The sequence below is a fragment of the Candidatus Centipeda massiliensis genome (assembly GCF_900290285.1).
Classification (GTDB): domain Bacteria; phylum Bacillota; class Negativicutes; order Selenomonadales; family Selenomonadaceae; genus Centipeda; species Centipeda massiliensis.
The window spans coordinates 158,676-171,121 of the sequence record NZ_LT985754.1; the positions used below are offsets into that span (position 1 = coordinate 158,676).

The window sequence follows — 12,446 nt, forward strand, 5'->3', positions numbered from 1 at the left end:
GGAGAATATGCTCGGACTGCCGGCCTCTACGGAACTCAATCGGAGAATCCCAAAACAGAAAATCTATGGCAAATGCGAGCCTAGTCCTGCGCTCAAAAAGGCGTTCAGCGCGCAGATCGCATCCATCCACTGGCGCAACAAGATCGCGCCGGACGTGCTGAACCTCGCCGCAGGGAAGGAGGTGCAGGAGCTCGAGGTATTCGAGCTGCGTCTGAACGATGGGCAAATTGATGAGGCTGTTCTGCGCCTCATTGACCGTGCGATCCCGTATCACATCCTCTTTGTCCTCGTGTGGGAGGATCGGATGCGCCTTGCTGTTGCCTACAAAGAAACGCCCGACGCAAAGAGAACGGGCGTGCGGGTGGAGCGGTACTATTATACAGACTGGATGCCTGTGGGGGAGGCCGCTCTGCGCATCGAGGGGCTGTCGATGGATGCCGTCTATGAGAATCTCGTCCGCCGGATTGCGGGCAGTGCGCTCGGAGATGCGCCGACATCGACCCTCCGGGAGAGCGTCGCGGCGCAGGGACGCAGAGAGCGCGTCGAAAAGCAGATTGCTGCGCTCGAGGCGAAGATCCGGCGGGAGAAACAGCCAAAGAAAAAATTTGAACTTGTGCAGCAGCTGCGGGCGCTGCAAAATATGATAGAGTTGTAGATGTTTGGAGATTATTATGGACTGGTGCTATAGAGCTCTTCTTACACTAAATGCTACATCATGGATGCTCGTTGTTTATGGGATTAAGTCGCAGTATAAGATTTATGATGTTTCGACCTTGGAAACAGGACTAGCTCTTCTATTTATTCCAATAATCTTGTCTTTTTTAGCACTTATATGCGCAAGATGGCTGGATGATGACTCGTTGACTTGTTGCCGGGAGAGTTCTTTGGCGGATAATGAATTTCTTCCTGTGTACTTAGGGTATTTTTTTGTTTCGTTATCCGTGCCGGATAATATTACAATGGGATTTCTATATGGAATCGTTTTTGTATTTACGTGGTTTTCCCAGACACAATACTTTAACCCGTTATATTTACTATTGGGGTATCATTACTATCATGTCCTTACAAAAGAGAGGACAAGAATATTTATCATTGCTCGCGGGAATGTTATTCGAAATCGAAAGGAGATGTCATTCGAACATCTTAAAAGATTAAATGATACAACCTATTTAGTAATTAGGCAGGAGGAAAGGAAATGACACATGTTTTTGCTAAGTTGAGAATACGTGGAAATAGCAATAAATATCGAAAGGTGTTGTCTACAAAAAATGATATATATAGCAATATAGAATACTTAATTATAGATGCAGTTTCATACAATCCAGGTGCCAAATTAGATCCTGGAGAATGGTTTATGATACTGGAGTTTTCGAAACAAAGATTTAGCATTGACATAACAAGTGGAGCTTGGGAAACAGTTGATTACGATAGTTTGAAAAAAGAGGAATACGGAAATATAGATTTTTTGTTTGCAAAGAATGATAACGGTATATTTTTTCAAAGAGTTACGAAAGCTAAGCTGGTGAGAAAAAAGCATATTTGGGAGTTTGGTGGAAAATTCCGATATGTTCCTGATGCAGGGGTATTAGCGCTTAATGATTATCCAGATGCAATCTATGTGCCTCAGAAAGACTTATTATATTTTCAAAGGTTCGAGACAGCATCTATGATATTTAAGGGTATGGAAATATTGTATCGAGAAGCTACCGATCAGGAAGTAAAGGCGTTCTTATCGAATTCGTTTATAACTCTTATGGATGGCTTTGAAACCGATAAGGTTAAAAAAACGAATCGAAAACTTATTGCACAAGCAGTGGATCAGTTTTCAAATATGAAACAAGAGGATAGGGAGAAGATATTTTCTTATATTAAAGAATATTGCCCTAATCTTTCCGTGGAAGGTCAACAATTTGCAATTAGCTCCAACAAGGATTTAAAAATGCTTTTATATGGTATTGGACAACGCTTCTATACGACACCCGTTGGAGACGAGCAGAGGGTGGCAAATTCTACGATTGCTCTTAATTTGTGAGGTGTTAGGATGGATAAGCTGAAGATGCACAGCAGGGACAACGTGGCGCAGAATATCGAGGCGGTGGGGCGGCTGTTCCCGAATGCGCTGACGGAGGTCATGCGGGACGGGAAGGTCGTGCAGGCGATTGACTTTGATGTGCTGCGGCAGGAGCTCGCGCGTGAGATCGTGGAGGGGCGTGAGGAGCGCTATGCCTTCACATGGCCGGACAAGCGGCAGGCGATCCTCGCAGCGAATGCGCCGATTGCGATGACGCTGCGCCCCGTCGTGGAGGACAGTGTCGGGCGGGATGGCACAGCGGGCGCGTTCGACAGTGAGAATCTCTACATCGAGGGGGATAATCTCGATGTGCTGAAGCTGCTTCAAGAGACGTATCTCGGCAAGGTAAAGATGATCTATATCGATCCGCCGTACAATACCGGGAATGATGCCTTTGTGTACGATGATGATTTTGCGATGGAGAATGGGGATTTCGTTGCGGCGAGTAAAGTCTACGATGAAGACGGGAATCGGACGTATGATTTTCGTGCGAACAATGGGAGCAACGGGCGCTTTCACACGGACTGGCTGAATATGATCTATCCGCGTCTCAGAGTAGCGAAGTCTTTGCTCGCGGATGATGGGGTTATCTTTATTAGTATTGATGACAGCGAGCAGGAGAATCTCAAGAAGGTTTGCAATGAGATTTTTGGAGAATACAATCTTGTTGCTGAGATACCATGGCAGTCAAGGGCTTCTGTGCAAAATGATACAGATTTCAGCATAAATCATGAGTATATTTGTGTGTATGCTAAGAATAGGCGACAGGAAAATCGGAGGTTAAAGGAATCGAATTACACACAGTGGCATAAACGAGATAGTTTCGTTTGTAGACCCTTACCTCTTAATGCGGATAAATTTGACAATCCCGATCATGATCCTCGCGGAGCTTGGAAGGCAGATCCTTTTGACGCTCCCCATATTCGGCCGAATCTTACTTACCCTATCATAAACCCTAATACGGGTGATCAACACCTTCCACCGAGCGGGAGATGCTGGAGATTTTCTGAGCAGAAATTCTTCGAGGTATTAGCAGAAAATCGTATTGTTTGGACGAACAATGGACAAGGGCGTCCTCAGCTCAAAGTATTCTATGAGGAGAAAAAGGAATTCGGGTCGATTGATAATTCATGGTTTAGTGCAGATCGTGTTGGAACGTCCACCAATGGGACAAAAGAGTTAATAAAAATACTCGGAGGTGTTGTTTTTGATACTCCAAAACCGACATCGCTTCTCAGAAAGCTAATTACCCTAGCAAATGTAGGGAAAGAGGATATTATCCTCGACTTTTTCTCCGGCTCTTCCACCACCGCCCATGCCGTGATGCAGCTGAACGCCGAGGATGGAGGGTCTAGGAAGTTCATCATGGTGCAGTTGCCCGAGGTGACGGACGAGGGCGGTACGGCATATCGGGCGGGCTATCGGAATATCTGCGAGATCGGCAAGGAGCGCATCCGCCGTGCGGGGGCGAAGATCGCGGCGGAGGTGGGCGAGAAGGCGGCAGGGCTTGACCTCGGGTTCCGTTGTCTGCGGCTCGATACGAGCAATATGACCGATGTCTACTATGCGCCCGATGCGGTGACGCAGGACGGGCTGTTCGCGCAGGTTGACAATGTCAAGGCAGATCGGACGCCGGAGGATCTGCTCTTTCAGACGATGCTCGATCTCGGCATCCTGCTCTCGGCACCGATTACGGTAGAGGAGATCGCGGGGAAACGCGTCTTTAACGTTGCGGTCGGCTTTCTCCTCGCGTGCTTTGACCGTGATGTGACGGACGAGACGGTGACGGCAATCGCAAAGCGCAAGCCCTATTATGCGGTGTTCCGTGATGCCTCGATGGCGGACGACTCTGCGCTGACGAACTTCGACCAGCTCTTTGCGGCATACAGCCCCGCAACGGTGCGGCGGGTGCTCTGATCTGTTGTTTTGAAATATTGAAGGAATCGCTGATAAAATGAAGTCCGTCAGATTGGCGCAGATTTTTTCGTCCGAACAAGGAGGCAAACCGGACGCATAGCCAGAGCTATGTGGAGGATTTGCCGACACAGTGTGGGCAAAAAAGATGCGCTAAGATGGCGCGGCTGAATTTATCAGTGCTTCCTGAACTATGCAAAAAGGCGAGATAGCAGGTCAGAAGACGAATCTCTGTATTTTTTTCGTTGACGTATTGCGATGCTGCGGAAAATCTTCACTTGGCAAGGATGATTTCTGATGAAGTTTCACTTTACGGTGCAGCCGTACCAGACGGATGCGGTGGAGGCGGTTGTCCGTGTGTTCGAGGGGCAGCAGTATGCCGCGCGCACGACGTATCTGCGTGATGTTGGGACGGGCGTGGCGCAGGGGAATCTGCTATCGGTGCAGGAGAGTTATATGAATGCGCCCCTTCTCACGGCGGAGGCGGACGATGGCTTTTGCAATGAGGAGCTGCATCTGACGCAGGGGGAGCTGCTTGCGAATATCCGAAGGGTGCAGAGTGCGCGCAATCTCCACCTCTCGGATACGCTCTCCGCGCCGCTCGGCGCGTGTGCGCTGGATGTGGAGATGGAGACGGGGACGGGCAAGACGTATGTCTATAGCAAGACGATGTTCGAGCTGAACCGCCGCTATGGCTGGAGCAAGTTCATCGTGGTGGTGCCGAGCATCGCCATCCGCGAGGGCGTAAAGAAGTCCTTCGAAATGACGGCGGAGCATTTCATGGAGCACTACGGGAGGAAGGCGCGGTTTTTCGTCTACAGCAGTGCGAATCTGAATCAGCTGGACGCGTTCTCGGCAGATGCGGGTCTCTCGGTGATGATCATCAATACGCAGGCGTTTGCCGCCTCGCTGAACGAGGAGAAGTCGGTGGAGGGGCGCGGCGGGAACAAGGAGGCGCGCATCATCTACTCGAAGCGCGACGCGTTCGGCTCGCGCCGTCCGATTGATGTGATCGCGGCGAACCGTCCGATCCTCATCCTCGATGAGCCGCAGAAGATGGGGAAGAAGGGCTCAGTGACGCAGAAGGCGCTCGCGCAGTTCGCCCCTCTCTTTACACTGAACTATTCGGCGACGCACGCAGAGCATCACAATCTCGTCTATGTGCTGGATGCGGTGGATGCCTACAATGCGCGTCTGGTGAAAAAGATCGAGGTGAAGGGGTTCGAGGTGAAGAATCTGCCGGGGACGGGACACTATCTCTATCTCGCGGAGATTGTGCTCTCGCCGAAGGTGCCGCCGCGTGCGCGGATCGAGTTCGAGGTGGCGCAAAAGGGCGGGGTGCGGCGCACGCTGCGCATTGTTTCTAAGGGGGACAATCTCTGCCATCTCTCGGGCGGAATGGCGCAGTACGAGGGCTATGTGGTGGAGGACATCGACGCCGCCGCGGGGACGGTGCTTTTTCGGAACGGTACCGTGCTCCACACGGGGGATGTGCAGGGGGATGTGTCGGAGGCGGATCTCCGGCGCGTGCAGATCCGTGAGACGATTGTCTCGCATTTTGAGAAGGAGCAGCGGCTTTTCGCACGCGGGATCAAGACGCTCTCGCTGTTCTTCATCGACGAGGTGGCGAAGTACCGCCAGTACGATGCGGACGGAAATGCGGCGCTCGGGGAGTACGGGCGAATCTTCGAGGAGGAGTACCGCGCGGTGATGAACGAAAACCGCGATATTTTCGACCCTGCGTATATGAAATATCTGGACGATGTGCCTGTAGAGAAGGTACACGCGGGGTATTTCAGCATTGACAAGAAGACGGGACGCGCGGTGGACAGCAGCGTGAAGCGCGGCTCGGATCTGTCAGATGACATCTCGGCGTACGATCTGATCCTGAAGGATAAGGAGCGGCTGCTCTCGTTCGATGAGCCGACGCGCGTGATCTTCTCCCACTCGGCACTGCGCGAGGGCTGGGACAACCCGAATGTGTTCCAGATCTGTACGCTGAAGCACGCGGCGAGTGTGACGGCAAAGCGGCAGGAGGTGGGACGAGGTCTGCGCCTCGCGGTCAATCAGGCGGGGCAGCGGATGGATCGGACGGTGCTGGGGGATGCGGTGCATGAGGTGAATGTGCTGACGGTGATCGCGAGCGAGAGCTATGCGGGATTCGTCGGTGATCTGCAAAAGCAGATGGAGGCGGAGCTGTACGATCGTCCGAAGACAGTCACGGAGGCGTACTTCAAGGGGAAGACGGTGCAGACGGCGGACGGTACGGCGGTGGAGCTGGATGAGAAGGCGGCGCGGGCGGTCTATAAATATCTCCTGCACCATGACTATATCGACGATGATGGGCATGTGACGGAGGGCTATCGTACGGCACTTGCGGCAGGGACGCTTGCACCGCTGCCCGAGATGCTCGCGCCCATGACGGAGGGGGTACACCGTCTCGTGCAGGCAATCTATGACGAGCGTGTGCTGCGCACGATGATTTCGGATGCGGGGGCGACGAAGACACCGGAGAATAAGCTGAACGAGCGATTTTATCGGAAAGAGTTTCAGGAACTCTGGAAGAGGATCAATCACAAGTACGCCTATACGGTCTCCTTTGACACGCGCGAACTCATACGAGCCGCCATCGATCATATCAACGCCGAGCTGCGTGTCAGCCGCCTCCAATATACGATTACCTACGGCGGTCAGCAAACGAATCTGGATGCACAGATGGTGGCAAATGGCACGAGTTTCGGCTATGGGAAAAGTCGGACGCGCACGCTGAAACGCGCACAGGGGTCTGCGGTGATGTATGATCTCATCGGGCGTATTGCAGCGGGGACGACGCTCACGCGGCGCACGGTGGCGGAGATTTTGCAGGGGATTAAGGCCGAGGTGTTTGCAAGCTACCGCTGCAATCCTGAGGAGTTTATCCGCACCGTGACGCGGCTCATCCTTGAGCAGAAGGCGACGCGCATCGTCGATCACATCGAGTACAATACGATCGAGGGCAGCTATGACACGAATATCTTTGCGACGGAAAAGTGCCCCTACACCGAGGCGTACGAGGCGGAGAAGGCAATCCAGAACTATGTGTTCACGGACGGCAACGTGGAGAGGAAATTTGCCCAGGAGCTCGACGGCGGGAACGAGGTGCTGATCTATGCGAAACTGCCGCGAGGGTTCGCCATCCCGACGCCGGTCGGAAGCTATGCGCCGGACTGGGCAATCGTGTTTCGCGAGGGGAAGGTGCGTCACATCTACTTCGTCGCGGAGACGAAGGGAACGCTGTCCTCGCTCCAGCTTCGTCCGATGGAGGAGGCAAAAATAGCGTGTGCGAAGAAGCTTTTTGAAAAGCTGCATCGTGACTGCGTGATCTACGAGCATGTGAATGATTTCCAGACGCTGCTCAACCGCGTGATGACGTGAGGTGCGCCGCAGCGTTGCTGCGTGCGGTGCTATAACGGAGGACATGGAACATACGCCATGCACGGCAAATTTGCATAAGTTGTGAGGAGGATTTTACATGAGAAAGTTTCATCATTTCTTAGTGGTTACAGTATTTATGCTCTGTCTCGTTCCGCAGACCTGTCTTGCCATCATGTACGCAAACGGAGATGCGAACTATCCGATATGGAACACGGGCAATCGGGGCGGCTCCGCGTTTGATCTCTCCTCGTGCGTCATCACGCAGGATACGGAGTCCGAACTTGTCATCTGCGCGTTCAACTACGGTCTGACCTACACGGGCGGCGACGGGCACACCTATGAGAACGGCACACTTGAATCGAGGGGCTACGTGTACTTTGCCGAAGACAAGCTGTCAGGAACGGCGTCTGTCCTCGCAACGACCATGCGTCAGCCAATGAAAGTTCTCCCCAATAGCCCGGAGCGGGAGGCACTTGATCTGATGAAACGTCAGGTGGGGAAAATGTGAGCGGACGGGGCTTTACCGTCTCGCTATGGTAAAATCAAATTTTGATACTGAGAGGGAGAGAGAATTATGATAGAGAGGGAGATCACAATGATCGTACAGAGACGATTTTTATGCACCATTCTCTTTGCCGCAGTCCTGCTCATCGGACTCTTTGCCCCACAGCCCGCCCATGCCGCACAGATGGAGCAGCAGTATGTGACGAAGGTGTTGAACCTGATGGAGGGCGACTGGTACGATGCGGACGGCAACCGTGTCCTTGAGATCGGGGGCGGCTATATCAACGGCTGCCGTGTGCTTGCTGCGTATGACTTTGCGGGAGCGAGTTCGCACGGTGCGGGGCAGTTTGACATCCTTGAGAGCACGGGCAGCCGTAGTCTCTATCTCACATGGGACATTCGCCATGCGGACACGGACAGCATCAAGCTGAACGACCATCAGATGCTGCACCGCACGGCAAAGCCCCCATTCAACGAATCGATTGCGGGCATCCACCTCGGCATGACCGCGGCAGAGGTGACGGCGACTCTCGGCACCCCTCCACAGGTGCTGAATTTGAGCCCATACGTGAATACGCACGGGTGGTACTACCCCGATCTGCGCATTGCCGTCACATTTGACGCGGATACCGTCGACCGCATCCTCCTGCTGAAGGGCAGCCGCGCGGTACTGGAGCGCTCGGGACTGAACTGCGAGAACGCGCCGTACGAGTTCGCACAGGCGTATCAGATGAAGCGCGTCCCCAAAATAAACTATGATGATCGATACTCAGGCAGTGGATGCTATGGCATCGGCGGCGAGGAATACCTCTCCTTCGGCAACCGCATGGAGTACGTCATGCTGAGTAAGTATTGGAACTAGGGAATCACTGATAAAATAGACCCTCAGATTGGCGCAGATTCTATCCTGTCAAGGAGACAAACCGGGCGCATAGCAAAGGCTATGTGGAGGATTTTCCGCCAAAGTGCGGGCGAAAAAGATGCGCTAAGCCGGCAAGACGGAATTTATCGGTGCTTCCGAAAGCCATTGTTGAACTCCCACATAAAAATCCCGTCGCGTTCGGTATGCTCCGAATGCGGCGGGACTTTGTGTGTATGGATATTATTTCCCCTGCACGTCTCTTAGGGAATCGCTGATAAAATGAAGTCCGTCAGATTGGCGTAGATTTTTTCGTCCGAACAAGGAGGCAAACCGGACGCATAGCCAAAGCTATGTGGAGGATTTGCCGACACAGTGCGGGCAAAAAAGATGCGCTAAGATGGCGCGGCTGAATTTATCAGTGCTTCCTTAGATAGACATAGCGGCAGAGCAGAGCTGCAGCGCCGGCAATCGCCGCGCCGATGTAGCCAATGTGGGCGAGGTGTCCGCCGTCTGCAGCGAGCGCACCGAGGTAGGTGCCGCTGCCAATGCCGAGGTTGAAGATGCCGGAGAAGATCGACATCGCGACGGTGGTCGCTGTCGGCGGAACGAGCCGCAGGATCTCCGCCTGGAACATGAGGTTGTAGATGGTCGCCGCCGTCCCCGCCACGATGCAGAGGAGCAGCATGGTCGGGAGCGAGAGCGCCGCCGCCTGCCAGAGGAGGAGCGCCCCGCTCACGATGACGAGCACCCTGCGCAGCAGCGCAAAGCGATGTCGTCCGTAGGTACGCGAGAAGATGAAGCTCGCGAGGAGACCGCTGACACCGAGCAGCATAAGTGCAAGTGTGATCGTCTCCGGCGAGAATGCAGCGACGCTGTGCAGGAACGGCTCGATGTAGCTGTATACGGTAAAATATGCCGTTGCGAACAGCGCCGTCATCACGTAGATGCACGCGATCTCCCGCCGACGGATGAGCGTAGGCAGATCGTGAAGGGCAAATGCCCCCTTGGGAGGACGCTGCGGCAGGAGAAGGGCGAGATAGACGAGCGTGATCGCAGCGACCGCCGCCAGCAGCAGGAAGGTCATGCGCCAGCCCGCCGCAAGTCCGACGATACGCCCGAGCGGCAGACCGAAGATCATCGCGACGGAGCTGCCCGTCACGATCATGCCGAGCGCCATGGACTGATGAACGTGCGTCACGAGGCGCACGGCAAGCGGCGCCGCAATCGACCAGAAAATCGCGTGCGCACACGCGACGATGATGCGCGCCCCGAGCAGCATGGGGTAGCTCGTCGCGAGTCCGGCGGCGAGCTGTCCTGCGGCAAAGAGCCCCACCATCAGCAGCATGAGCCGCTTCAGCTCCATGCGGCAGGTGAGCAGCATGAGGGGCAGCGACAGCAGTGCGACCACCCACGCATAGAGAGTGATCATCCCACTCGCCTGCGCCGCCGTCATGGAAAATGAGTCGGAGATGTCGATGAGCAGGGCGATCGGTATGAACTCGGACGTGTTAAAGACAAATGTAGCGATTGTGATGCCAAACAGCGCCATATATTGACGCAGTGGAATTCTCATAGTAAGCCCCCTATTCGTGTAGATACGTTTCCCTATTGTACGAAAAAAAGGGGCAAATGCAAGTAGAAAGTGTAGTCGAAAAATTTGCTTGACGGCGCTCCGTTATGCCGCTTCTTTTTCCTCGTTCTCATCCGGCTCACTGAGGAACGGTGCTGCTGCGTTCATGAGGTTCACAATGCGGTCGGGGAGCTTGTACTGGATGCCGCCGCCCGTGCGTCCGAACCACGGGGCGATCTTCCCCTTCTCGACATGCTCGATGGGACGCTCGACGCAGTAGACGTGAAAGTCCCCCTCGCGCGTCGTGCTCGGCAGTGCCCGCTGCTCGAACGTCGTGCCGTCGGGGGAGACGTAGCGTCCCGTCGGCGCACCGTAGCGCGTCAGCACATCACCCGCAGGAAGCGTGACCGTCACGATCACGCCAACCGCACCGTCGTTGCTCGGGTAGATCGGGCGCCCGTCGTCGGCGTAAAAACGCGCCTCGCCCGTCCTGCCCGGCGTGTACGGTACGCCCTGCGCTGCGGCAAGCTCTGCGATAAATTCATCCGTCGGCGGGGCGAAGTTGTAGTACATCTGCCAGTAGCGCGGTGCTGCCTGTCCCTCCTGTGCCGCAGCAGCCGCTGGCACGCCGATGGCGAGTGGCGCATCGGAGACAGACGGTGCACCGAGAAGGGCGCTCAGCGCAAAGAGTGCGGCGGCAATCAGGCGCATGGGGGATAGGATCTGCATGGAAATCGCTCCTTTCAGGATATTCACACAATTCGATGACCCTATCATATAATGAAATGCGAAAAAAGGCAATGAAAAAGCGGGGGCTATGGCAAGTGCTACAGATTCGCGATGCAGTACTCCACGCAGAACCCTCGTTACACAAGCGGACGTGTGCTCATCCGCCTAAATACCTGCGGATTCCAAACGCGCTGCGCTTGAACGATTAAAATCCGCAGGGGGCGGGTCGCACACTCTGCGCCGCTTGCTCCACTAGGGTTTGCTTAGGAGTACTGCATTTGCTTTTGTTCGTAACATTTATCATAGTACCAAAAAGCGCTGCATACACAGTTCTTCTCGAACGCGTTCCTCCTCAGCGCCTCTGATTTTTTGCCTCCTCCTGTGCCGTGCGCAGACAGCCATCGAAGTAGTGTGCGAGATTTTTCTCCAATGCGGCGACATCCGTTTCATTCGATGAGGAGCCGGGATTATCGGCGAGCGTCGCCGCCCAGTCGTTCGATCCCTTCAGTGTGAAAAACGCGACAAAGACCGCCCGCGTCCGATCCGTCTCGTTCGGCGGCAGATAGTAGAACGTGATCTTGCGCCCGTAGAGTGCGGAAAGGACGGTGCCGTCCCCGTTTGGACGGTACAGCGCGTGGAGCTTCTTGCAGACCGCCGCCAGATCCGCACCGCGCGCGCCGTCCGTGACGAAAATGAAGTCGCCCTCGTCAAAGAGCGAGACCTCCCGATCAAGGTGTTTGCGTTTGACGCCCGCGTGAATCAGTGCCTCCGCTTCCTCGGCGGTCGCGGCGCGCAGACCGTATTCCTCCGCTATACGCCTGATTGCTGCATTCAGATGCGCGGCATAGCCCGTCGCATACTGAAAGAACGCATTCGTATCCCGCTCCGCACCGGGGCGCGGGAGCGTCGGGCGGCGGACAACCGCGCTGCAGGAAAAGGTGAAATCATTCGCCGCATCGCGCAGGACATAGATGCGCCGCTCGAACGGCTTCTCCTTCTCGACCTGCATCTCCTCCAGTACGAGCTGTGGATTGCAGGCGACAAACTCCTCTGCCACCATCCCGATCACATCGTCCGCCGTATACGGATCACTGTTTTCTGTGGCGAGCGTGGATGCACAGCCTGTGAGAAGGATGGCAGAGAGGAGGAGAGATGCACTGCGTACTGCCTTGATACGCATGATCGCTTCCTTTCTGTAATTGTTATACTAAATGTATGACACAGGACGATGATGATATTTTCGTGAGAAATCCATAACAAAAAGCCGCCCGATCGGACGGCTCTGAACTCTCTATGGAGCGGGCAATGGGAGTCGAACCCACCTCTAAAGCTTGGGAAGCTTTCATTCTACCGATGAACTATGCCCGCAGATACGGTGATTA

General features: G+C 54.4%; 9 protein-coding genes and 1 tRNA gene. 6 read left to right on the forward strand and 4 right to left on the reverse strand.

The features are described 5' to 3' along the window. The first annotated feature begins 7 nt into the window (after positions 1–7). The 6 genes from C8273_RS00820 to C8273_RS00855 all read left to right on the forward strand — a co-directional run bounded on the left by C8273_RS00820 (position 8) and on the right by C8273_RS00855 (position 8,765). A complete protein-coding gene (locus tag C8273_RS00820) occupies positions 8–655 on the forward strand; it encodes a DUF4391 domain-containing protein (RefSeq protein ID WP_106625981.1) in 648 nt (215 codons plus the stop codon). A gap of 540 nt (positions 656–1,195) precedes the next feature. Continuing rightward, entirely contained in the window at positions 1,196–2,032 is an 837-nt protein-coding gene (locus C8273_RS00830) for a hypothetical protein (protein WP_106625983.1), read from the forward strand. 9 nt (positions 2,033–2,041) lie between these two features. Then, a complete protein-coding gene (locus tag C8273_RS00835; RefSeq protein WP_199820962.1) occupies positions 2,042–3,988 on the forward strand; it encodes a site-specific DNA-methyltransferase in 1,947 nt (648 codons plus the stop codon). A 294-nt stretch (positions 3,989–4,282) separates the two neighbouring features. Beyond that, positions 4,283–7,399, forward strand: coding sequence for a type III restriction-modification system endonuclease (locus tag C8273_RS00845; RefSeq protein WP_106625984.1), 3,117 nt, complete (start codon positions 4,283–4,285; stop codon positions 7,397–7,399). A 97-nt stretch (positions 7,400–7,496) separates the two neighbouring features. After that, the gene (locus tag C8273_RS00850) at positions 7,497–7,907 is read left to right on the forward strand and encodes a hypothetical protein (protein ID WP_106625985.1); all 411 of its coding nucleotides are present in this window, start codon (positions 7,497–7,499) and stop codon (positions 7,905–7,907) included. A 66-nt stretch (positions 7,908–7,973) separates the two neighbouring features. Next, positions 7,974–8,765 carry an outer membrane protein assembly factor BamE gene (locus tag C8273_RS00855; protein WP_234343758.1) on the forward strand — a complete coding sequence of 264 codons (792 nt, stop codon included), beginning with the start codon at positions 7,974–7,976 and terminating at the stop codon, positions 8,763–8,765. A gap of 415 nt (positions 8,766–9,180) precedes the next feature. On the opposite strand, the gene C8273_RS00870 is transcribed toward C8273_RS00855, so the two are convergent. The 4 genes from C8273_RS00870 to C8273_RS00885 form a co-directional block, all read right to left on the reverse strand. Continuing rightward, complete coding sequence (locus C8273_RS00870) at positions 9,181–10,338, reverse strand: MFS transporter (RefSeq protein ID WP_106625987.1); 1,158 nt, start codon at positions 10,336–10,338, stop codon at positions 9,181–9,183. A gap of 102 nt (positions 10,339–10,440) precedes the next feature. Further along, positions 10,441–11,064 (reverse strand): TNT domain-containing protein, encoded by a 624-nt coding sequence (locus C8273_RS00875; protein WP_106625988.1) that lies wholly within the window; start codon positions 11,062–11,064, stop codon positions 10,441–10,443. 352 nt (positions 11,065–11,416) lie between these two features. Continuing rightward, positions 11,417–12,244, reverse strand: a complete 828-nt coding sequence (locus C8273_RS00880) for a hypothetical protein (protein WP_106625989.1) — start codon at positions 12,242–12,244, stop codon at positions 11,417–11,419. A gap of 114 nt (positions 12,245–12,358) precedes the next feature. Further along, positions 12,359–12,432, reverse strand: a tRNA-Gly gene (locus C8273_RS00885). Positions 12,433–12,446 lie beyond the last annotated feature (14 nt).

What these genes read in the sequence shown, in the direction of transcription:
- C8273_RS00820 (WP_106625981.1), top strand. Translation starts at nt 8, where the DNA reads ATGCTCGGACTGCCGGCCTCTACGGAACTCAATCGGAGAATCCCAAAA.
- C8273_RS00830 (WP_106625983.1), top strand. Translation starts at nt 1,196, where the DNA reads ATGACACATGTTTTTGCTAAGTTGAGAATACGTGGAAATAGCAATAAA.
- C8273_RS00835 (WP_199820962.1), top strand. Translation starts at nt 2,042, where the DNA reads ATGGATAAGCTGAAGATGCACAGCAGGGACAACGTGGCGCAGAATATC.
- C8273_RS00845 (WP_106625984.1), top strand. Translation starts at nt 4,283, where the DNA reads ATGAAGTTTCACTTTACGGTGCAGCCGTACCAGACGGATGCGGTGGAG.
- C8273_RS00850 (WP_106625985.1), top strand. Translation starts at nt 7,497, where the DNA reads ATGAGAAAGTTTCATCATTTCTTAGTGGTTACAGTATTTATGCTCTGT.
- C8273_RS00855 (WP_234343758.1), top strand. Translation starts at nt 7,974, where the DNA reads ATGATAGAGAGGGAGATCACAATGATCGTACAGAGACGATTTTTATGC.
- C8273_RS00870 (WP_106625987.1), bottom strand. Translation starts at nt 10,338, where the DNA reads ATGAGAATTCCACTGCGTCAATATATGGCGCTGTTTGGCATCACAATC.
- C8273_RS00875 (WP_106625988.1), bottom strand. Translation starts at nt 11,064, where the DNA reads ATGCAGATCCTATCCCCCATGCGCCTGATTGCCGCCGCACTCTTTGCG.
- C8273_RS00880 (WP_106625989.1), bottom strand. Translation starts at nt 12,244, where the DNA reads ATGCGTATCAAGGCAGTACGCAGTGCATCTCTCCTCCTCTCTGCCATC.